17 protein-coding genes are annotated in these 20,401 nt (G+C 66.5%); 3 read left to right on the top strand and 14 right to left on the bottom strand.

All coding sequences use genetic code 11. The annotated features are described in order from the left end of the window. Positions 1 to 6: 6 nt before the first annotated feature. From QTI05_RS20050 to QTI05_RS20065, 4 genes are read right to left on the bottom strand one after another with little or no spacing between them, the layout of a single operon-like run. Positions 7 to 639: a TetR/AcrR family transcriptional regulator gene (locus QTI05_RS20050; protein ID WP_286544521.1), complete on the bottom strand. Its 633-nt coding sequence runs from the start codon at positions 637 to 639 to the stop codon at positions 7 to 9. A 42-nt stretch (positions 640 to 681) separates the two neighbouring features. Beyond that, on the bottom strand, positions 682 to 1,455 hold the full coding sequence (locus tag QTI05_RS20055) for an enoyl-CoA hydratase/isomerase family protein (protein WP_286545432.1): 774 nt from the start codon (positions 1,453 to 1,455) through the stop codon (positions 682 to 684). Beyond that, positions 1,455 to 3,575 (bottom strand): acetate--CoA ligase family protein, encoded by a 2,121-nt coding sequence (locus tag QTI05_RS20060; RefSeq protein WP_286620520.1) that lies wholly within the window; start codon positions 3,573 to 3,575, stop codon positions 1,455 to 1,457. Before QTI05_RS20060 ends, QTI05_RS20055 begins: the two co-directional genes overlap by 1 nt. 14 nt (positions 3,576 to 3,589) lie before the next feature. Beyond that, the gene (locus QTI05_RS20065) at positions 3,590 to 4,348 is read right to left on the bottom strand and encodes an SDR family NAD(P)-dependent oxidoreductase (RefSeq protein ID WP_286544526.1); all 759 of its coding nucleotides are present in this window, start codon (positions 4,346 to 4,348) and stop codon (positions 3,590 to 3,592) included. A gap of 83 nt (positions 4,349 to 4,431) precedes the next feature. Here QTI05_RS20065 and QTI05_RS20070 point away from each other — a divergent pair, with 83 nt between their 5' ends. After that, positions 4,432 to 5,007 carry a nuclear transport factor 2 family protein gene (locus tag QTI05_RS20070; RefSeq protein WP_286544530.1) on the top strand — a complete coding sequence of 192 codons (576 nt, stop codon included), beginning with the start codon at positions 4,432 to 4,434 and terminating at the stop codon, positions 5,005 to 5,007. Between the two features lie 57 nt (positions 5,008 to 5,064). Here the strand turns inward: QTI05_RS20070 and QTI05_RS20075 are convergent, their stop codons facing one another. Continuing rightward, positions 5,065 to 5,736, bottom strand: coding sequence for a TetR/AcrR family transcriptional regulator (locus QTI05_RS20075; protein ID WP_286544532.1), 672 nt, complete (start codon positions 5,734 to 5,736; stop codon positions 5,065 to 5,067). A gap of 200 nt (positions 5,737 to 5,936) precedes the next feature. Here QTI05_RS20075 and QTI05_RS20080 point away from each other — a divergent pair, with 200 nt between their 5' ends. Next, positions 5,937 to 7,166, top strand: coding sequence for an acyl-CoA dehydrogenase family protein (locus QTI05_RS20080; RefSeq protein ID WP_286620522.1), 1,230 nt, complete (start codon positions 5,937 to 5,939; stop codon positions 7,164 to 7,166). A 17-nt stretch (positions 7,167 to 7,183) separates the two neighbouring features. Here QTI05_RS20080 and QTI05_RS20085 read toward each other — a convergent pair whose 3' ends face one another. From QTI05_RS20085 to QTI05_RS20115, 7 genes are all read right to left on the bottom strand, one after another. Next, entirely contained in the window at positions 7,184 to 7,513 is a 330-nt protein-coding gene (locus tag QTI05_RS20085) for an L-rhamnose mutarotase (protein ID WP_286620524.1), read from the bottom strand. Between the two features lie 37 nt (positions 7,514 to 7,550). Next, positions 7,551 to 8,327, bottom strand: a complete 777-nt coding sequence (locus QTI05_RS20090; RefSeq protein ID WP_286544542.1) for an SDR family oxidoreductase — start codon at positions 8,325 to 8,327, stop codon at positions 7,551 to 7,553. A 20-nt stretch (positions 8,328 to 8,347) separates the two neighbouring features. Next, positions 8,348 to 9,628 (bottom strand): L-fuconate dehydratase, encoded by a 1,281-nt coding sequence (locus QTI05_RS20095; protein ID WP_286544544.1) that lies wholly within the window; start codon positions 9,626 to 9,628, stop codon positions 8,348 to 8,350. 126 nt (positions 9,629 to 9,754) lie between these two features. Beyond that, the gene (locus QTI05_RS20100) at positions 9,755 to 10,708 is read right to left on the bottom strand and encodes an ABC transporter substrate-binding protein (RefSeq protein ID WP_286620526.1); all 954 of its coding nucleotides are present in this window, start codon (positions 10,706 to 10,708) and stop codon (positions 9,755 to 9,757) included. Between the two features lie 30 nt (positions 10,709 to 10,738). After that, the gene (locus QTI05_RS20105) at positions 10,739 to 11,785 is read right to left on the bottom strand and encodes an ABC transporter permease (protein ID WP_444812941.1); all 1,047 of its coding nucleotides are present in this window, start codon (positions 11,783 to 11,785) and stop codon (positions 10,739 to 10,741) included. Continuing rightward, positions 11,782 to 13,308, bottom strand: coding sequence for a sugar ABC transporter ATP-binding protein (locus QTI05_RS20110; RefSeq protein ID WP_286620530.1), 1,527 nt, complete (start codon positions 13,306 to 13,308; stop codon positions 11,782 to 11,784). Before QTI05_RS20110 ends, QTI05_RS20105 begins: the two co-directional genes overlap by 4 nt. Positions 13,309 to 13,317: 9 nt before the next feature. Beyond that, positions 13,318 to 14,193, bottom strand: a complete 876-nt coding sequence (locus tag QTI05_RS20115; RefSeq protein WP_286620532.1) for an amidohydrolase family protein — start codon at positions 14,191 to 14,193, stop codon at positions 13,318 to 13,320. A 145-nt stretch (positions 14,194 to 14,338) separates the two neighbouring features. Here QTI05_RS20115 and QTI05_RS20120 point away from each other — a divergent pair, with 145 nt between their 5' ends. Beyond that, positions 14,339 to 15,151 carry an IclR family transcriptional regulator gene (locus tag QTI05_RS20120; protein WP_286620533.1) on the top strand — a complete coding sequence of 271 codons (813 nt, stop codon included), beginning with the start codon at positions 14,339 to 14,341 and terminating at the stop codon, positions 15,149 to 15,151. 322 nt (positions 15,152 to 15,473) lie between these two features. Here the strand turns inward: QTI05_RS20120 and ygiD are convergent, their stop codons facing one another. Further along, complete coding sequence (gene ygiD, locus QTI05_RS20125; RefSeq protein WP_286544559.1) at positions 15,474 to 16,343, bottom strand: 4,5-DOPA-extradiol-dioxygenase; 870 nt, start codon at positions 16,341 to 16,343, stop codon at positions 15,474 to 15,476. Between the two features lie 32 nt (positions 16,344 to 16,375). After that, positions 16,376 to 20,350, bottom strand: a complete 3,975-nt coding sequence (purL, locus tag QTI05_RS20130; RefSeq protein ID WP_286620534.1) for a phosphoribosylformylglycinamidine synthase — start codon at positions 20,348 to 20,350, stop codon at positions 16,376 to 16,378. Positions 20,351 to 20,401: the final 51 nt, after the last annotated feature.

Raw genomic sequence — 20,401 nt, forward strand, 5'->3', positions numbered from 1 at the left:
CATGACTCAAGCCTCGACGAGCAGGCCGTGCAGCGCCATGTCCAGGAACTGCTGCATCACCTCGGTGACGCCCAGGCGGCCATCGGGCCGGTGCCAGTGCGTCATCTGGTTCAGGCCGGAGAGCAGAAAGCGGCCCGCGATGGCGGGATCGACCGCGCGTATTTCGCCGCTGGCAACGCCTTCGGCGATGCACTGCCGCAACAGGTTCTCGTACTGGTCGCGCAACGCGATCGCGGCCAGGTGCTGCCCTCCCCCGCCGGCTTCGCGAAAGGCCCGGGAGCCGGCGATCCACCGGTCGCGCGCCAGGTCGAGCACGCCGGCCGAGGACTGCATGAAGGCGCTGATGCGTGCCGTCGGCGACTCCTCGGCGGCCACGGCGGCGGAGACATCGTCCACCAGTGACTGCATCGATTCCAGTACCGTCCGCTCGTACAACGCCTCCTTGTTCGGGAAGTAGTAGTACAGCGCCGCCTTGGTGATGTGCGCAGCTTCCGCGATGTCCCGCAGCGAGGTGCGCTCGTAGCCATCGCGCGCGAACATGCGGCGCGCGATGGCCAGCAGCTGGTTCTCGCGCGTGTCCGACGCACCAGGTGCCGCCGCGCGAGCGGGTGGCGAAGAAGGTAGCCGGCGTTGGGACATGGCAACAAGGCGATGCGGGTGGGCAACCGTGGGATGCCTGGCTCAGCGCCCCGTGAACACCGGCTTGCGCTTTTCGAAGAACGCGCGCTGGGCTTCCTTGGTGTCCTCGGTCTTCGACAGCGCCACTGTGTTGCTCTGCTCGTAGCGGTAGGCGTCGCGCGGCGGCATCGTCAGCGTCATGCGCGCGGCTTCCTTGGCCAGGCGCACTGCGATCGGGCTCTTGGACGCAATCTCTCGCGCGATACCCATCGCATAGGGCATCAGCTCGGCGGCCGGCACGCAGGCTTCGACCAGCCCGAGTCGGTACAGCTCCTGCGCCGACACCTGCATGCCGGTGTAGAACATGCGGCGTGCGCGCGACTGGCTGAAGAACTTCTGCAGGAAGGTCACGCCGCCGGCCAGGCCGACATTGATCTCGGGCATGGCGACATAGGCGTCCTCGGAGGCGACCCAGATGTCCGATCCCATCACCAGGCCGAAGCCGGCGCCGAGCGCGGCGCCGTTGATGGCCGCGATCACCGGCTTGGAGCATTCGACCACCGCGTAGTACGACTCGCGCACGAGCCGGTTGTGCCGGCCATAGGCGCCTGGCGTGCCAGCCAGGTTGGGCCGCTCGCGGATGTCGGCGCCGGCCGAGAACAGCTTGCCCGTGCCGGTCAGCACAATGGCCGCGACCTCGTCCATGTCGCTGAGCGTGTCGAACAGCTCCGTGATCTCCGCGCGCATCTCGGCATTCTGTGCATTGACCGGCGGGCGATTCAGCGTGACGACGGCGATGCCGTCCTCGATCGTCAGAAGGAGTGTCTTGAGGTCCATCATGTGTGTTCTCTCGGGCTGGTGTTGACGGGGGCGTGGCGCATGGAGATCAGGGCATCCAGGCAGACGGCGCCCCGAGGGTTGACGACGAAGGGGTTGATGTCGATGCCGGCCAGATGGTCGGCATGGCGCACCGCGAATTCCGACAGGCGGCCGAGCGCATCGGCCAAGGCCTGCGTGTCGTAGGCCGGCCCGCCGCGCCAGCCCTTGAGCAAGGCCGACGAACGCACCGCGTCGATCAGCGACATGGCCTGCGCGGGGTTGAGCGGCGCGGAGGCAAAGGCCACGTCCTTGAACAGCTCCACCGCGGTGCCGCCCAGGCCGAACATGACCATCGGGCCGAACACCGGATCCATGTGGATGCCGATGATGGTTTCCACGCCGCCTCGCACCATCGGTGCGATCAGCACCCCGTCGATGCGGGCCTGCGGCGCGCGCTCGGCCGCACGGGACATCAGCGTGTCGTAGGCGGCAGAAACCGCGCTGGCATCCGGCAGGTTCACGAGCACGCCGCCGACCTCGGTCTTGTGCGGGATGTCGGCGGAAACGATCTTCGCGACAACCGGGTAGCCCATGCCGTCCGCGGCGCGCGCGGCCGATTCGGCGCTGGTGCAGGTCTGTTCAGGCAGCACCGGGATGCCGGCCGCGCCGAGCAGCGCCTTGGCATCGGCTTCCGTCGCGGCCGGTGGCAGGGGCTGCGAGCCGCTGGCGAATGGGACGTCGCTGCGCATCCCGCGGCGCAGTCTGGCCATGCGGGCCGCACCGGCCACCGCGCGCACCGCGCGCGACGGATCGGCGAACACAGCCACGCCTGCGGCCTCGAGCCGCTCGGTCACGCCTTGTTCGGAAAGCATCACCAGCACGAGCGGTTGGTCCGGATGCGCCGCCCGCATTTCCATCATCCGGCGCTCGGTCGACTCGAAGCGCGACGGCGACAGGCCGACATGCGCCAGGTAGGCGAACAAGGTGCCGAACGGCGAGCCTGGCAGCAGCATCGAGTCGAGCGCCTGGGCCACGCCGTCAGGCACCGAAGTCACCTGGGCGGTGGTGTCATAGGGGTTAGCTGGCACCGCGAAGGGCAGCAGTTCCCGCAGCGCTGCGGCCGACGCGGGAATGAGCGGTGGAAGCGCCATGCCGAGGTCGGACGCGTCATCCGCCATCAGGATGCCGATACCGCCCGAGCCGGTCAGGATGCCGATGTTTTCGTTCGCCGGCAGCTGGCCGGTGACGGCGCACAGGTGCGCGATGTCGAGCATCTCTTCGATCGATGCCGCGCGGTGCGCGCCGCATTCGGCGAATACGGCGTCGTAGATCGCGTCATTGCCGGCCAGCGAGCCGGTGTGCGTCGCGGCAGCGGCGGCGCCGATCTCGGTGCGGCCGATCTTCATGACGACCACCGGCTTGCCGGCTGCGGCGGCCTTGCGAAGTGCGGCGCGCAACCGCGCTCCGTCCTTGCAGGCTTCCAGCGCGGCGCAGATCACGCGCGTGTCGGCGTCGTCGACCAGGTAGTCGATGCATTCCGCCACGTCGACATCGGCCTCGTTTCCGGTCGCGATCACTCGGCTCAGTCCGATGCCGCGCAAGGTCGCCATTCCGTACGCGGCCGAGCCGAAGGCACCGCTCTGCGTTGCCATGCCGATCACGCCCGGCTTGGGCCGCAGGCCGTTGAGGGCGGTGGAGAAGGTGGCGTAGAACCTGGCCGACGGATTGAGCAGCCCGAGTGCATTCGGGCCGACCATGCGCATCCCCGCTTCACGGCAGATGCGCACCAGGCGAGCCTGGAGCTCGGCACCCGCCGCATCTGCCTCTGCGAAGCCAGCGGTGAAGACCTGCACCACCTTCACGCCCTTGCGTGCGCAGTCCTGCAGTGCGGCCTCGACGCCGGGCACGGGCACCGCAACGATGGCATGGTCCACCGTGCCGGGCACGTCGGCCAGGCTGGCGAATGCGGGCAGGCCCTGGATCTCGGTCGCACCGCTGCGGTTGATGGGATACATCGCGCCGGCGAAGCCCGCCTCGACCAGGAAGCGAAGTGGCCGCCCGCCGATGCGCTCGGGATCGGAGGACGCGCCGATGATCGCCACCGACGACGGGAAGAAGAGAGGGTGGAGCGAATGCATGGGGCAGCGCGTGATCAGAGGAATGCGTGCGTTACACCGCCGTCGATCAGCATCGATTCGCCGGTCATGAAGCCGCTGTCGTCGCCCGCCAGGAACACGGCGGCATTCGCAATGTCTTCAACCTGCCCCAGGCGCCCGACCGGCGTGCGGGCGATGCGCTTCGCCATGCCCGCTTCGTCGACGTTGATGCTCACACCCTCGGTCATGATGGTGCCGGGCGCGATGGCGTTGACGCGAATCTTCTTCGGCCCGAGCTCGACCGCGGCGGCGCGCGTCAGGCCCAATACGCCGGCCTTGACGCCGCAGTAGATCAGTCCGTTTGGCATGCCGAGGAAGCCGGCAGCCGAGGCGATGTTGATGATGGAGCCGCCGCCGTTCTTCGCCATCAGGGTCGCGGCGACCTGCGTGCCCCAGACCACGGAATTGAAACCGGTGCCGACCATGCGATCGAGCGTCTCGGGCGAGATCGCGTCGATGGGACCATAGCGCACCCAGATGGCGTTGTTGACCAGCACGTCGAGTCGGCCGTACAGGCGCTCGAGGGTGGCTGCCGCCGATTCGAAAGTGGCACGCTCTGCCACGTTGCCAACGCAGGCCACGGCCTGGCCGCCGTTGTCGCGGATCGCCTGCGCAGCGCGCTCTGCATTTTCGGCCTTGATGTCGAGCACGGCGACAACCGCGCCTTCGGCCGCGAAGCGATCGCAGATGGCGCGCCCGATGCCTTGTGCGCCACCGGTCACGAGGGCGACCTTGCCTTCCATACGTAGTGCCATGCTTGTCTTCCGTGCTGCGTTCCCGGAAAATTCTACCGGCCGGCTAGTAAGTTGACATCGCTTTATTGATCAGGAGAAACCCTATGGACAGCATCGAGATGACCCGAAGCGTGGGCGAATTGATGGATCGCGAAGCCATCCGCGAGTGCATGTTCCGCTATTGCCGCGGCATCGACCGCCAGGACGAGGCGGCCCTGCGCAGTGCCTATTGGCCAGACGCAATCGACCGCCATGGCCCCTACCAGGGCAGCGCCACGGGCTTCATCGATTGGGCCCTGGAGAAACTGAGCACCCAGGGCGAGCGCTCGGTGCATAACGTCGCCAATCTGTCGATCACCCTGCGCGGCACGCAGGCGGCAGTGGAAACCTACTTCATGGCGCTGCAACGCGACCGCGATGCGCAGGGCACGGTGCGCGAGGTCTTCCTGGCCGGCCGCTACGTCGATCGCTTCGAGAAACGCGCACAGGAGTGGCGCATCGCCGAGCGCACCGTGGTGTACGACTGGGTGCGCCATCTGGGAACGCCCGAGGGAAGCGAGGCAGAGCGCTTCGGTCCGCGGCAACCGATCGGTGGGGTGCGGGGCAACGATCCGATCCATGCGCTGTTGGCGGCAATGGGGCAGCCAGGGAGCCAAGACGGCGCCGAGCACGCAATCTGAGGGCGCAGTCTGAGCGCGCAGCGCCATGCGGCAACCCGCATGCCAGGGGCCATGGCGTCAGGATTTCGTCGCCGCCCGGCGCGCCGTAGCCTTCACGCTTTTGGCAGCTCCTGACGGTTTCATCCCGATCAGGATGATGTCGAGATACTGCTCGATCACCTGCCTCGGGGTCAGCCGTCCGTCACGCTTGATCCATCGCGTCATCTGATTGAGCGTCGACAGCAGCAAGCGCCCCGCGGTCGCTGGGTCAAGGTCGCGAAACTCGCCCGAGGCCACGCCTTTGGCGATGCAATCGCGCAGCAACTTCTCGAACCTGTCGCGGCGGCCGACAGCAGCTTCACGGATCTGCGGCCCCGTGCTGGACCAGAAGACATTCGATCCGGCGATCCAGGCGTCGGGCCCTTCGGCAAAGACATCCGCCGCGGTGAGCATGAAGGCACGCACCTTTTCAGTCGCGCTGTCGGCCTGCGCTACCTCGTCACTGACACGATCGATCAGCGACTGCAGGTTGCCGACGACGATCTGCTCATAGAGCGCTTCCTTGTTCGGGAAGTGGTAGTAGAGCGCGGCCTTGGTGATGTTCGCTTCCTGCGCGATGTCACGCAGCGAGGTGCCGGAGTAGCCATGCGTGGCAAACAGGCGGGACGCAATCTCGATCAACTGAGTCGGGCGATCCTCGATCGCGCCGCTGCCGCTCGCCCTCGTCCTTGCTGCTCTATCGGTTGCCATCCATGCCTTCGGTGATGGCCATGAATATACTTCATGGCCTCGGCACGGCAGGGCCGCCACGCCCGCCAGGAAGCGGTCTCTCCGTCGAGGTTCTTCCGCGTCTCGATGTGCATCTTTGGGCTGCCTATCGATGATTCCAGGACCCGCGCTCCGTCATGCAGGAGACAGCCTGGCGGGCCCGATCCGGGCACCATGGGCGCATGGAATTCGCCTACACACCCAAGGTCCAGGATCTGCGCACCCGCCTGCTTGCCTTCATGGACGCGCACATCTACCCGAACGAGCAGCGCCAGGCCGAGGAAGCGCATCAGTCCTACCTGAACGCGCAGAAGAGCAGCGGCTTCTACACCGGCCTGCCGCTGCTGGAGGAACTCAAGGAGAAGGCCCGGGCCGCCGGCCTCTGGAACCTGTTCCTGCCCGAGACCGCGCACGGTGCCGGGCTGACGAACCTGGAATACGCGCCGCTGTGCGAGATCATGGGCCGGCGCTACTGGAGCGCCGAGGCGTTCAACTGCAGCGCGCCGGACACCGGCAACACCGAGGTGATCGAGCGCTACGGCTCGCCTGAGCAGAAGGCGCGCTGGCTACAGCCGCTGCTCGATGGCCAGATCCGCTCCGCCTTCGCGATGACCGAACCCGCGGTGGCATCTTCGGATGCCACCAACATCGCCTGCAGCATCCGGCGCGAGGGCGATGAATACGTCATCAACGGGCGCAAGTGGTACATCACGGGCGCAATGAACGAGCGCTGCAAGCTGTTCATCCTGATGGGCAAGACCGACCCCGACAACGCCGATCGCCACCGCCAGCAGTCGATGATCATCGTGCCCGCCGACACCCCTGGCATCAAGGTGCTGCGCGACATGGCGCTGGTCAATCACTATGACGCGCCCTTCGGTCATCCGGAGGTGCTGTTCGAGAACGTGCACGTGCCGGTCGACAACATCCTGCTGGGCGAGGGCCGCGGCTTCGAGATCGCGCAGGGCCGCCTCGGCCCGGGCCGCATCCACCATTGCATGCGCATGATCGGCATGGCTGAGTCGGCGCTGGAGATGATGTGCCAGCGCGTCGTGTCGCGCGTGGCCTTCGGCAAGCCGCTGGCCGAACAGGGCGTATGGCGCGAACGCATCGCGAAGAGCCGGATGCTGATCGACCAGACCCGCTGGATGGTGCTGCATGCGGCCTGGCGCATGGACACGGTGGGCAACAAGGTGGCAGCCAAGGAGATCGCGATGATCAAGGTGATCGCGCCCAACAACTGCATCCAGGTGATCGACGACGCGATGCAGGCCTTCGGCGCCATGGGCCTGAGCCAGGACACGCTGCTGGTGAACTTCTGGGCCTACGCGCGCCACCTGCGCATGGCCGACGGGCCGGACGAGGTGCACCGCAACGCGATCGCCAAGCACGAGCTCGCGGGCTATCGATAGGCCGACGCTGCGAGCACCTACAACTCGAATATCCGATCCATCCCCACCCACTTCTGCCCCGCTGGCGTCCAGGGCGTCGGCGCCTGGAATTTCCACATCAATTCTTCCCACTCCCGAATCTTCGGATTGCTCCGCGCGGCAAGTTCCATTGCCTCGGCGTCGTACGACACGTCGTCCGTCTCCATCAGCATCACCATCCGCGTGCCCAGCCTGTAGATCTCCATGCCCGTCACGCCATGTGCATGCAGATGCGTGCGCACCTCAGGCCAGATGCTGCGGTGGTGCGCCTCGTACTGCGCGATCAGCACGGGGTCGTCTTTCAGGTCGAGGGCTAGGCAATAGCGCATGGCTCGTTCGTTCCGGTAGATCAGACAAGGTGAAGGATCAGGTCAACGCCCGGTCCAGGTGCGTGTACCCCCCATCCACGAACACCCACTGCCCCGTGGTGTGAGAGGCCTGCTCGGACAGCAGAAACACAACCGTGCTCGCAATCTCCTGCGGTGTGGTCATGCGGCGACCGAGCGGGATCTTGTCGGTGATGGCGGCCAGCTTCTGGTCGGGCTCGTCGAATGCCGATATCCAGCGCTGGTACAGCGGCGTCATGACTTCGGCCGGTATGACGGCATTGACGCGCACGCCGTCCGGCGCGAGCGCAGCGGCCCATTCGCGCGTCAGTGAAAGCTGTCCGCCTTTGGCTGCGGTATAGCCGCTGGTATTGCCCTGCCCCGTGACCGCGGTCTTCGACGAGATGTTCACGATCGCGCCGCGGCTGGCCTTCAAGTGAGGCAGGCAGTAGTGCGCCATCACGTAGCAGTGGACGAGGTTGCGTTCGAGCGAACGGACGAAGTCCTCGCGCCCCGCCTCCAGCCCCACGCTGTCGTTCACGCCCGCGTTGTTGACGAGACCGTCGATGCGACCCAGCTCCGCAACAGTGCTCTCGATGGCTTTGGCGCATGCCGCTTCTTCCATCAACTCGAACTGAAGGAATCGCGCGCGCGGCTGCAATGCGCGCAGTTCCGCCTCGAACGACGCATCGAGCGGGTTCTTGCCGCAGATCACCGGCACCGCGCCCTCGCGCGCGAGCGTGAGCGAAATGGCCGCGCCGATGCCGCTGCCACCACCGGTGACCAGCACCACCTTGTCTTTCAGATGCAGATCCATGTCGTGCGATGCCTTTTCTTTTAACGTCGAAAACGATAGCGCTCGAGCGACTCGGGCTTCATGGTGATCGAGAAGCCCGGCGCCTTCGGAGGCATGTAGGCCGCATCGCGAATCACGCAGGGCTCGACGAAGTGCTCGTGCAGGTGATCCACATACTCGACCACCCTGCCCTCGCGCGTTCCGGCGATGCAGAGGTAGTCGATCATCGACAGGTGCTGCACGTATTCGCACAGGCCCACGCCACCGGCGTGCGGGCACACGGGCAGCTTGTATTTCGCGGCCATCAGCATCACCGCCAGTATCTCGTTGACGCCGCCGAGCCGGCACGCATCGATCTGCACCACGTCGATGGCGCCGCGCATGATGAACTGCTTGAACATGATGCGGTTCTGGCACATCTCGCCCGTGGCCACCTTCACCATCGGCGCGATGCCTTCGCGGATCTTGCGATGGCCCTCCACGTCGTCGGGGCTGGTGGGCTCTTCAATGAACCAGGGCTTGGCGAATGCCAGCTGCCGCACCCAGTCGATCGCCTGGTCGACCTCCCAGACCTGATTGGCGTCGATCATCAGGTGGCGATCGGGACCGAGCACCTCGCGCGCCACCCTCAGGCGGCGGATGTCGTCCTGCAGGTCGCGGCCGACCTTGAGCTTGATGTGATTGAAGCCCGCATCGACTGCCTCTTGCACCAGGCGCCGCAGCTTCTTGTCGGAGTAGCCGAGCCAGCCGGCCGAGGTGGTGTAGCAGGGGTAGCCCTCGGCCTGCAGCGTGGCGATGCGCTCGGCCTTGCCGACGGCTGCATTGCGCAGCAGCCCGAGCGCCTCTTCGGGCGTGATGCAGTCGGTGATGTAGCGAAAGTCGATGCAGCGCACCAGTTCCTCGGGGCTCATGTCCGCCACCAGCTGCCACACCGGCTTGCCTTCGGACTTGGCCCACAGATCCCACATCGCATTGACCACGGCACCGGTCGCAAGGTGGATGGCGCCCTTGTCGGGGCCGATCCAGCGCAGCTGGCTGTCGGAGGTGATGTGCCGCCAGAAGCGCCCCATGTCCTGCGCCACCCACTTCAGGTCCAGCCCCACGACCAGATGGCGCATCGCCTCGATGGCCGCGCAGCAAATCTCGTTGCCACGGCCGATGGTGAAGGTCAGGCCATGGCCTTCGAGCCCCGGCTGGTCGGTTTCCAGCACCACATACGCCGCGGAGTAATCCGGGTCGGGGTTCATCGCATCAGAACCGTCGAGCTGCTGCGAAGTGGGAAAGCGCACGTCCACTACGCGCATGGAACGAACAAGGGTCATGGCCAGAGCGATTGACGAAGAATTGGCCCCTTCGTGAAACACCGCGGAACCGGCTGTGCCGGGCCGCTGGTGTTGCCCCCTGAAAGGGGGTGGGCGAAGCGACACGAAGTGCGCGCAGCCTGGGGGTCAGTCATACAGCACAGCAGCGATCTGCGGATCGGCAATGTTCGTCTTGTCGTACCAGAAGAACCCGGTATCGACTATCTTGGGCAGCTTCTCGCCCTTGATCGCCTTCACCGCCATTTCCACGGTCTTGTAGCCCATGCCCACCGGGTTCTGCGTGATGGCACCGGCCATGCTGCCGTCGATGATCGCGTTCTTCTGCTGCTTGCCGGAGTCGTAGCCGATGATCACGACCTTGCCGTTGCGCTTCATCTCCTTCACGCCGTTGACCACGCCGATGGCGGAGCCTTCATTGGCGCCGAAGATGCCTTTCAGGTTAGGGTAGGCCTGCAGGATCGACTTGGTGATCTCGGTGGACTTCAACTGGTCGCCACCCCCGTACTGCACGCTCACGATCTTGATGTTCGGGTAGGTCGACTTGATGCGGTTGACGAAGCCATCACGCCGATCCACACCGGTACGGCTGGTCTGGTCGTGTACCACCAGCGCGACTTCGCCCGACTTGCCGATCATCTCGGCCATCTTGTCGGCGGCGAGCGCGGCGGCGGCCTTGTTGTTGGTCGTGGTGGTGGTCACGGGAATGTCGCTGTCCACACCCGAGTCGAAAGCCACCACGGGAATCTTCGCGGCCTTCGCCTTCTTCAGGAGCGGAATGGCGGCCTGGCTGTCCAGCGCGGCGAAGCCGATGGCCTGCGGCTTCTTCGCGAGCGCGGCGGAGAGCATGTCGATCTGCTTGTCGACCATCGCCTCCGTCTCGGGGCCTTCGAAGGTGACTTTCACCTTCAGGTCTTTCGCGGCCTGCTCGGCGCCCGACTTCACGGCCTGCCAGAACTGGTGCTGGAAGCCCTTGGACACGAGCGGTATGTAGATCTCCTGCGTTTGCTGTGCCTGCGCAAACCCCGACAGGCCGATGACGGACGCGACCAGCGTGTATGTGACTGCTCTTCTGTGAATCATGCAATGTCTCCTGTGGTTGTAGAAATCTGATCAGTGCTTGCTGCCGCTGCGGCGGCGCAGGATGTCCGCGTACACGGCGAGGATGATGATCACGCCCGTGACCACCGTCTGCCACTCCTGCGCGACCGAGAGGATGCGCAGGCCGTTGGTCAGCACGCTCATGATGAAGGCGCCGATGATCGTGCCGACGATGGTGCCCGTACCCCCGCTGAGCGAGGTGCCGCCGATGACCACCGCCGCGATCGCGTCGAGCTCGTAGCCCTGCCCGAGCGCCGGCTGCGCGGAGTTCAGGCGCGAGGCGATCAAGAGGCCCGCGATGCCGCAGATGCCGCCGCTCACCGTGTAGACCACGACCTTCCAGAAATCGGTGTTCACGCCCGAGAGGCGCACCGCCTCCTCGTTGCTGCCGAGCGCGAAGGTGTAGCGGCCGAGGATGGTCTTGTTGAGCACGATGCTCGCGGCAATCGCCACCAGGAACAGGATCAGCACCGCATTCGGAATCGGCACTGAGGGAATGAAGTAGCCGATCAGCGAATCCTGCGAGATCGCCGGGAAGTCCGGCGTGTCGTTGAAGTAGATCGGCTTGGTGCCCGAGATCACGAGCGACAGGCCCTTGAGCAGCATCATCATGCCAAGCGTTGCGATGAAGGGCGGGATCTTGAGCTTGGCGATCAGCACGCCCGAGACAAAGCCGGCCAGCGCGCCGAAGAAGATCGCAGCCGCGATGCCCAGCGCGAGCGGCATGCCCATGTAGGTGAGCACCACACCCGCCATGACCGCGCAGAAGGTCATCAGCGTGCCTACCGAGAGGTCGATACCCGCGGTGATGATGACGAAGGTGCAGGCAATGGCCAGCACGCCGTTCACCGCGGTCGACTGCAGGATGCTCACCAGGTTGTCGGCCTGCAGGAACTGCGGTGAAGCGAAGCTGAAGAACACCATCAGTGCGATCAGGCTGGCGAATGCGAGCAGCTTCTGTCGGGTGGCGGGTCGAAAGAGCCGCGCCTTCAGCGAGAAGCCGGGCGTGACAGTGGTAGTGGCGGCGGGGGTTGTCAAAGGGGTGTCTCCAGTCGTCATGTGGCGGCGGCAGTAGCAGCGGTGGTTTCACGCCGGGTGGCGAGCTGCATGATCTTTTCCTGCGAGGCCTCGCGCCCCGCCAGTTCACCGGTGATGCGGCCTTCGCACATCACGAGCACACGGTGGCTCATGCGCAATATCTCGGGCAGCTCCGAAGAGATGATCACGATGGCCTTGCCCTGCTCTGCCAGCGCATTCAGCAGGCGGTAGATCTCGGCCTTGGCCCCGACGTCGATACCGCGCGTGGGCTCGTCGAAGAAGAGCACGCTGCAGTCGCGCAGCAGCCACTTGGCGATGACGATCTTCTGCTGGTTGCCGCCCGAGAGCAGCCGCACCTGCTGGCGCACCGAGGGCGTCTTGATGTTGAGCTGCTTCACGTAGCGCTCGCCGGCCGCCTCGATGGCGGCCTGGTCGACGAAGACGCCCATCGACAAAAACTTCTTCATGCTCGGCAGCGCGATGTTGGTTTCCACGTCCATGCCGGTGGCCAGGCCGAAGTGCTTGCGGTCTTCGGAGAGGTAGCCGATGCCGTGCGACACCGCGTCCTCGGGCGACTTGATCGACACCTTCTTGCCGCGCACGCGAACCTCGCCCGAATCGATGGCGTCGGCGCCGAACACCGCACGCGCAAGCTCGGTGCGGCCCGCACCCATGAGCCCCGCAAAGCCCAGGATCTCGCCGCGGCGCAACACGAAGCTCGCATCGCGCACCATCGAGCCGCGGTTGATGCCCTTGGCCTCGAGCACGATCTCGTTGCCCGAGGTGTCCGGAAAATCGTTCTCCACCTCGGTGAGCTGGCGCCCCACCATCATGGCAATCAAGGTGTCCATCGGCGTGTCGGCCATCGGCACGGTGGCGATGTACTGGCCGTCGCGCATCACCGTCACGCGGTCGGCAATGCGCTTCAACTCATCCATCTTGTGCGAGATGTAGACGATGGCCACGCCCTGCGACCTGAGCTGGCCGATGATGCGGAACAGGTCGGCCACCTCTTCGTTGTTGAGCGCGGCGGTGGGCTCGTCCATGATGAGCACGCGCGAATCGAACGAGAGCGCCTTGGCGATCTCCACCATCTGCTGCTTGGCCACCGTGAGCTCGCCCACGGGCGTGTTCGGGTCGAGTCGAAGGTGCATGCGCTCGAAGATGCGCTGCGCCTGGGCGTGCATCGCGTCCTCGTCGATGAAAACGCCCAAGCGCCCGCGCGGCTCGCGGCCAATGAAGATGTTCTGCGCGGCGCTCAGGTGGTTCATCAGGTTCAGCTCCTGATGGACGATCCCGATGCCCAGCGCCTGCGCCGCGCGCGGGCTTGCGATATCGACGGGCTGGCCGTCGAACATCACCTCGCCGGAGTCCTTGCGGTAGACGCCTGCGAGCACCTTCATCAAGGTCGACTTGCCCGCGCCGTTCTCGCCCATCAGCGCGTGGACTTCGCCGGGCAACAGGTCGAACTGGGCCTTGTCGAGCGCACGCACGCCGGCGAATGACTTGCAGAGGTCGCGGATGGTGACGATGGGTTGCTGCATGGCGCGCGTTCAGTCCGTCGAGAGGCCGTAGAAGCGTTGGGCGGTGCCGCGCCAGACTTGCGTCCGCTCGCCGGCAGACAGGCTGCCGATGAAGGCCTCGCTCACCGCGATCCAGTCCGCGTAGTCGCCAGCCAGCGTGAGCACGGGCCAGTCGCTGCCCCACATCAGGCGCGCGGGGCCGAAGCTTTCGAGCAGTTGATCCCACACGGGGCGCACGGCACGCACCGCCGCCTCGACATCCCGATGCGTCGACGGCGGTGCCTCGCCCCAGAGTCCGGAGAACTTGCAGCACACCTGCGGCAGCGCGGCGAGCTCGGCCATCTCCCGGCGCCATGCTGCGAAGGCCTCGCTGTCATGCGCGCCCACGGGCGGCTTGGCGGCGTGGTCGATCACCACGGGCAGCTGCGGCCAGTCTTTCAGGAAGCGCATCAGCGGTGCCAGATGCCGCGGCTTTACCAGCGCATCGAAGCGCAGGCCCAGGCGCACGAGTGCCTGAACGGCATCGGGATGCGGCATGCGCGCGATCCAGTCGTCATCGGGAAGGTCTTGCAGCATCGGCCGCACACCCTTGAACTTGGGGTGCCGGGCCATGCGTTCGAGCGAGGCCACGGCATCGCGGGTGCCCAGGTCGACCCAGCCGACCACGCCGGCAATCACGTCGTGCGCGCTGGCCAGCTCGAGCATGAAATCGGTTTCGGCTTCCGACTCCGCAGCCTGCACCAGCACCGTCCGCCCGACGCCGTGGTTTTGCAGTGTGGGTGCGAGGTGCTCGGGGAGGAAGTCGCGCACCAGCGGCGCGAGGGCAGGCACATCGGCGCGCAGCCACGCGTAGTCGCCCCGTGCGGGCCGCCAGAAGTGCTGATGCGAGTCGATGCGCCGGATCATGGTCACTGTTGCAGCAATTCGCCTCATAATTCACCAATGCACTGATTATTCATATACAAACCAGTTTGCCGGGCGTGACTTTCATAGTGGCTTTCCCTTAGTGCTTTCCGCAGGGGAAAGCTCGCCCACTTTTTTCTGAATCCCGATGCCCAAATTGCCTCGCTCCGACACCGCGCCGCCAGCACCCGCAGACGATGGTGATCGCTATCGAGCCCCTGCCCTGGACAAAGGCCTCGACATCCTCGAACTACTGGCCGATCAGCCCGACGGCTTGACGCGTGGCGAGATCGTCAAGGCGCTGGACCGCGGCCCCAGCGAGATCTACCGGATGCTGGAGCGGCTGGTCGCACGGCAGTACGTGGTGCGATCGCTGGCCGGAGACCGCTACAGCCTGAGCCTCAAGATGTTTGACCTGGCGCATCGGTATCCGCCAACCAGCCGGCTGGTGGCGCATGCGCTTCCGATCATGGACCGCTTCGTCAAGGACGCCGAGCAGTCATGCCACTTGGGTGTGTATGACCGTGGCAACGTGCAGATCATTGCCCAGGTCAGCAGTCCTTCTGCCAGCAGCTTGATGGTGCGGCCGGGCACGCGAGTCAATCTGCTGGATACGGGTTCCGGCCAGGTTCTGCTGGCATGCGAAGCAGACGAGCGACGGCGCCGGATGGTGGCTGAGCATGTGGCCCTGGACGGCGAAGTGCAGATACCGCCGAGCGAGCTGGAAACCATGCTGGAAACGATTCGGACTGCGGGCTACCGCCAGCGTGAAAGCCTGCAGTATTTTGGAGTGATAGATATTTCCTGCCCGATCCTCGGGCCCCATGGCTACGCGCTCGCCGTGCTGACCACACCCTACATCCGACGCATCGATCGCCATCCAGCGCCGTCGCTCGACCGCGCACGCGAATTGATGCTGCAGGCTGCCCGCGACCTTTCCTTGGTAGCGACTGTCGTCTGATGCGGCCTCCCCCAAACGGCGGAGGCGGAAACGGGTGCCTCTCGCCAGAATTGTCCGATGGACATGGAAGATCTGACCGACGAGCAATTGGCCGCTTCAGCACACGCCTGGCGCCGAAGAGCGATTCATGGGGACAGGCATGCGCGCACCGTGACGCAGCGCCTCGAGGGAGAACTTCGGCGCCGAACAGGCGTGCCCGAGTGCGAGCCTGCTTCATCCAGCTATGCCACGGGAAAGCGCCGCCCGTGGTGGCGCCTCTGGTAGAAAAAGCCGCTCTGCGAAGGCGCTGCAGCCCGGTCGGTCGCCCGGCCCCGCGCCGCGTTCAGCTCCAGAGCACCGAGCGCATCGAGATCGAGGCCGACTGGAAGTCGGCGTTGAAAAACCGCGGCGCCTCGCCCGCCTGCACGGCGGCGGCCGCATAGAGCAGCGGCAGGTAGTGCTCGTGCGTGGGATGCGCCTGCGCAGCCATCGAGCCGAGCGACTTGAAGTCGGGCAACGCGGCGAGCTGGCCTTTTTCGATCTGCGCGCCGACCACGCGGTCGAACTCGATCGCCCAGTCGTAAGCCTGGTTCGGTGCCGCCTCGCGCCGCGAGGCGCGCAGGTTGTGGACGATATTGCCGCTGCCGACGACCAGCACACCGCGCTCGCGCAGCATCCTGAGTTGCTGGCCCAGCTGGTAGTGCTCGGCCGGCGAGCGGCTGTAGTCCATGCTGAGCTGCAGCACCGGGATATCGGCCTTGGGGAACATCGGCTTCAGCACCGACCAGGTGCCATGGTCGAATCCCCATTCGGACGCGTCGAGGCCGACGGGCGCGCCGCTGAACGGCTGCCGCAGCGTTTTCGCAATGTCCGTCGCGGTTTGCGGCGCGCCCGGCGCCGGGTATTGCTGGTCGAACAGCGCCTGCGGGAAGCCGCCAAAGTCGTGGATCGTCCTGGGCTTGGCCATGCCCGTGAGGTACCAGCCATCGCGCGTGAGCCAGTGCGCCGACACGCAGAGGATCAGTTGCGGCGCCGGGTACTTGGCACCGAACTCTGCGCCCAGCGCCTGCCAGCTGCGGCGGTAGGCGTTGTCGCCGATCGCGTTCATCGGGCTGCCGTGCCCGACGAACAGCACCGGCAGCCGCGGCGACTTCTTGAGCGACCGGAACGGCTCGGCGGCGAATGCGCCGGCGAGCGGCAGAGGTGCAATCATCGTTGCGCCGAGGAGATGACGACGATTCAGCATCAGCCGATCCAACGCCGGGCGTTGCGCCAGATCTGCATCCACGGGCTGAAATCGCTCTTGGCGCCCGACGTCCAGCTCATCTGGATGTTGCGGAACACGCGCTCGGGGTGCGGCATCACGGCGGTGAAGCGGCCATCGGCGGTGGTCACCGAGCTCAGCCCGCCGGCGCTGCCATTCGGGTTGAACGGGTATTGCTCGGTCGGCTGGCCGTGGTTGTCGACAAAGCGCATCGCGGCGATGGCCCGGGTCGCGTCGCCGCGGTGCTTGAAGTTGGCATAGCCCTCGCCATGCGAGACCGCGATCGGCAGGCGACTGCCGGCCAGGCCGCCGAAGAAGATGCTCGGCGATTCGAGCACCTCGACCATCGACAGCCGCGCCTCGAAGCGCTCGCTCTGGTTGGTCGTGAAGCGCGGCCAGGCTTCGGCGCCGGGAATGATGTCGGCCAGTTCGGCAAACATCTGGCAGCCGTTGCACACACCGAGCCCGAAGGTGTCACCGCGGCCGAAGAAGGCCTGGAACTGCGCCGACAGCCTGGGGTTGAAGGTGATGCTGCGGGCCCAGCCGATGCCGGCGCCGAGCGTGTCGCCGTAGCTGAAGCCGCCGCAGGCCACCAGCCCCTGGAAGTTGGCCAGATCCGCCCTGCCCGTCTGCAGATCGGTCATGTGCACATCGAAGGCTTCGAAGCCGGCCTCGGTGAACGCATAGGCCATCTCCACGTGCGAATTGACGCCCTGCTCGCGCAGGATCGCGACCTTGGGCCGTGCCGCGTTGAGGTAGGGCGCGGCCACGGTTTCGACAGCGCCTGGTGCCAGCACGACGTGCGCGCCGGGGTCGCCTAGCAGGCCGGCCGCCGCGTGTTCGGCGTCGGCGCAGGCCGGGTTGTCGCGCTCGCGGGCGATCTTCCAGCTGACCGAATCCCAGACCTGGTGCAGGTCATGCAGGCTCGCGCTGAACACCGATTTGGCGTCGCGCCAGACTTCGACCTTGCCCTTGCCGGCCTCCATGGCCGACGCCGCCGGCCGGGTCTTGCCGACGAAGTGGCTGTGGGCGCTCAGGCCATGGGCGCGCAGCACCTGCATCACGTCGTTGCGCTCGGCCGTGCGCACCTGCAGCAGCATGCCGAGCTCCTCGTTGAACAGGGCCTTGAGCGTGAGTTCTTCGCGCCGCGCGCTGACCTGCTGCGCCCAGTTCTTGGCATCGCCGGTTTCCATGCGGCTGTCCGAGATGCCGTCGCCTTCGGTGACCAGCATGTCGACGTTGAGTGCCACGCCGACATGGCCGGCAAAGGCCATTTCGCACGCCGCGGCGAACAGGCCGCCGTCGCTGCGGTCGTGCATCGCGAGGATCTTGCCGTCGGCGCGCAGTGCGTTGACGGCCTGCACCAGCTTCACCAGCTGCACGGGGTCGTCGAGGTCGGGCACCGTGTCGCCGCTCTGCCCGAGCGTCTGCGCGAGGATGCTGCCGGCCATGCGGTGCTGGCCGCGGCCGAGGTCCACCAACACCAGCGTGGTGTCGGGCTCCTGTGCGTCGAGCTGCGGCGTGAGCGTGCCGCGCACATCGGCCAGGGTGGCAAAGGCAGTCACGATCAGGCTCACCGGCGAGGTGACCTTTTTCTTGTCCGCACCGTCCGACCACTGCGTGCGCATCGACAGCGAATCCTTGCCGACCGGGATCGACACGCCGAGCGCTGGGCAGAGCTCGAGGCCAACGGCCTTCACCGTCTCGTACAACGCCGCGTCTTCGCCCGGTTCGCCACAGGCCGCCATCCAGTTGGCCGACAGCTTGACGCGCGAGAGTTCGATCGGCGCCGACAGCAGATTGGTGATGGCCTCGCCCACCGCCATACGGCCCGAAGCCGGCGCGTCGAGCGCGGCCAGCGGCGTGCGCTCGCCCATGCTCATGGCCTCGCCGGCAAAGCCCTTGTAGTCGGCCAGCGTGACGGCGCAGTCGGCCACCGGCACCTGCCACGGGCCGACCATCTGGTCGCGGTGGCTCTGGCCGCCCACGGTGCGGTCGCCGATGGTGATGAGGAAGCGCTTGGACGCCACCGTCGGGTGCGAGAGCACGTCGATCGCGGCCTTCTGCAACTCCACACCGGTCAGGTCGAGCGGCTTGAAGCGGCGCGCCACCGTCTGCACGTCGCGCAGCATCTTCGGCGGCTTGCCCAGCAGCACGTCCATCGGCATGTCGACCGGCGTCTCTGCACCGACATCGGCCACTTCGAGCTGGCGCGCTTCGGTCGCCACGCCGACCACCGAAAACGGGCAGCGCTCACGCTCGCAGAACGCGGTGAACTGGTCGAGCGACTCGGGCGCGATCGCGAGCACGTAGCGCTCCTGGCTCTCGTTGCACCAGATTTCCTTCGGCGCCATGCCCGACTCTTCGAGCGGCACCGCGCGCAGGTCGAAGCGTGCGCCGCGGCCGGCGTCGTTGGTCAGCTCGGGGAATGCGTTGGACAGGCCGCCCGCGCCCACGTCGTGGATAGCGAGGATCGGGTTCGCCGCCCCCTGCTGCCAGCAGTGGTTGATGACCTCCTGCGCACGGCGCTCGATCTCGGGGTTGCCGCGCTGCACCGAATCGAAGTCGAGTTCGGCCGCGTTGGCGCCGGTCGCCATCGAGCTGGCGGCGCTGCCGCCCATGCCGATGCGCATGCCGGGGCCGCCGAGTTGGATCAGCAGCGAGCCGGCCGGGAACAGGATCTTCTTGGTCTGCGTCGCATCGATGCTGCCAAGGCCGCCGGCGATCATGATCGGCTTGTGATAGCCGCGCTGCACGGTGTCGACGTCGCTGGCGATCGCCTGCTCGTACTCGCGGAAGTAGCCCAGCAGGTTCGGACGGCCGAACTCGTTGTTGAACGCGGCGCCGCCGAGCGGACCTTCGGTCATGATCTGCAGCGGGCTCGCGATGTGCGCCGGCTTGCCGTAGTGGCCTTCGTCCGGCCAGAGCTTCGACACGGTGAAGCCGGTCAGCCCGGCCTTGGGCTTCGAGCCGCGGCCGGTGGCGCCCTCGTCGCGGATTTCGCCGCCGGCGCCGGTCGAGGCACCGGGGAACGGCGAGATCGCGGTCGGGTGGTTGTGCGTCTCCACCTTCATGAGCACATGGCTGAGCGCCTCTTCCTTGGCGTAGCCGCCCTCGCCGCGCGCCACGAAGCGCTCGATCTGCGTGCCCTCCATGATCGACGCGTTGTCGGCATAGGCCACCACCGTGTGCTGCGGATTCTGCTTCTCGGTGTGGCGGATCATCCCGAACAGGCTCTGCGGCTGCGCCACGCCGTCGACCACGAAGTCGGCGTTGAAGATCTTGTGGCGGCAATGCTCGCTGTTGGCCTGCGCGAACATCATGAGTTCGACGTCGCTCGGATTGCGGCCGAGCCGCGTGAACGCGGCCACCAGGTAGTCGATCTCGTCCTCGGCCAGCGCCAGCCCGAACTGGGTGTTGGCCGTCACCAGTGCGCCACGGCCGCCGGCCAGCACGTCGACATGGGCCATCGGCTGGGCCGGCAGCTCGGCGAACAGCGAGGCGGCGCTATCGAGCGTCGGCAGCACCGATTCGGTCATGCGGTCGTGCAGCAGCGCGGCCACGCCGACCAGCGCGTCCGCGTCGAGCGCCGGCGGCTTGCCGAGCAACGGCTTCTTCAGCGACAGCTGGAATTCGGTGACGCGCTCGATGCGCCGCACCGCGAAACCGCAGTTGTGGGCGATGTCGGTGGCCTTGGAGGCCCAGGGCGAGACGGTGCCGAGCCGCGGTGCGACCACGAGCGAGGCGCCGGCATGCGGCGCGGTGAAAGGCTCGCCGTAGCTCAGCAGCGCCTGCAGCTGGGCCTGCCGGGCCGCGTCGGGCGCGGCGTCGGTCGCCACCAGGTGCACGAAACGCGCCGAAACGCCGTCAATGCGCGCGTCGACCGCCTGCAGCCGCGGCAGCAGCTGGCGCGCCCGGAAATCGCTGAGTGCGTCGCCGCCCTCGAAACGTGTCACGACAAGGGGATGGGGCGGAGTCACTGGCTGCGTCACGGGTCGGGATGGCCT

Origin of the sequence: Variovorax fucosicus (assembly GCF_030316825.1) — a bacterium.
Classification (GTDB): Bacteria; Pseudomonadota; Gammaproteobacteria; order Burkholderiales; family Burkholderiaceae_C; genus Variovorax; species Variovorax fucosicus.

Coding starts and splice junctions, on each gene's coding strand:
- QTI05_RS20050 (WP_286544521.1), bottom strand. CDS start 639: ATGTCCCAACGCCGGCTACCTTCTTCGCCACCCGCTCGCGCGGCGGCA.
- QTI05_RS20055 (WP_286545432.1), bottom strand. CDS start 1,455: ATGGACCTCAAGACACTCCTTCTGACGATCGAGGACGGCATCGCCGTC.
- QTI05_RS20060 (WP_286620520.1), bottom strand. CDS start 3,575: ATGCATTCGCTCCACCCTCTCTTCTTCCCGTCGTCGGTGGCGATCATC.
- QTI05_RS20065 (WP_286544526.1), bottom strand. CDS start 4,348: ATGGCACTACGTATGGAAGGCAAGGTCGCCCTCGTGACCGGTGGCGCA.
- QTI05_RS20070 (WP_286544530.1), top strand. CDS start 4,432: ATGGACAGCATCGAGATGACCCGAAGCGTGGGCGAATTGATGGATCGC.
- QTI05_RS20075 (WP_286544532.1), bottom strand. CDS start 5,736: ATGGCAACCGATAGAGCAGCAAGGACGAGGGCGAGCGGCAGCGGCGCG.
- QTI05_RS20080 (WP_286620522.1), top strand. CDS start 5,937: ATGGAATTCGCCTACACACCCAAGGTCCAGGATCTGCGCACCCGCCTG.
- QTI05_RS20085 (WP_286620524.1), bottom strand. CDS start 7,513: ATGCGCTATTGCCTAGCCCTCGACCTGAAAGACGACCCCGTGCTGATC.
- QTI05_RS20090 (WP_286544542.1), bottom strand. CDS start 8,327: ATGGATCTGCATCTGAAAGACAAGGTGGTGCTGGTCACCGGTGGTGGC.
- QTI05_RS20095 (WP_286544544.1), bottom strand. CDS start 9,628: ATGACCCTTGTTCGTTCCATGCGCGTAGTGGACGTGCGCTTTCCCACT.
- QTI05_RS20100 (WP_286620526.1), bottom strand. CDS start 10,708: ATGATTCACAGAAGAGCAGTCACATACACGCTGGTCGCGTCCGTCATC.
- QTI05_RS20105 (WP_444812941.1), bottom strand. CDS start 11,785: ATGACGACTGGAGACACCCCTTTGACAACCCCCGCCGCCACTACCACT.
- QTI05_RS20110 (WP_286620530.1), bottom strand. CDS start 13,308: ATGCAGCAACCCATCGTCACCATCCGCGACCTCTGCAAGTCATTCGCC.
- QTI05_RS20115 (WP_286620532.1), bottom strand. CDS start 14,193: ATGATCCGGCGCATCGACTCGCATCAGCACTTCTGGCGGCCCGCACGG.
- QTI05_RS20120 (WP_286620533.1), top strand. CDS start 14,339: ATGCCCAAATTGCCTCGCTCCGACACCGCGCCGCCAGCACCCGCAGAC.
- ygiD (WP_286544559.1), bottom strand. CDS start 16,343: ATGATTGCACCTCTGCCGCTCGCCGGCGCATTCGCCGCCGAGCCGTTC.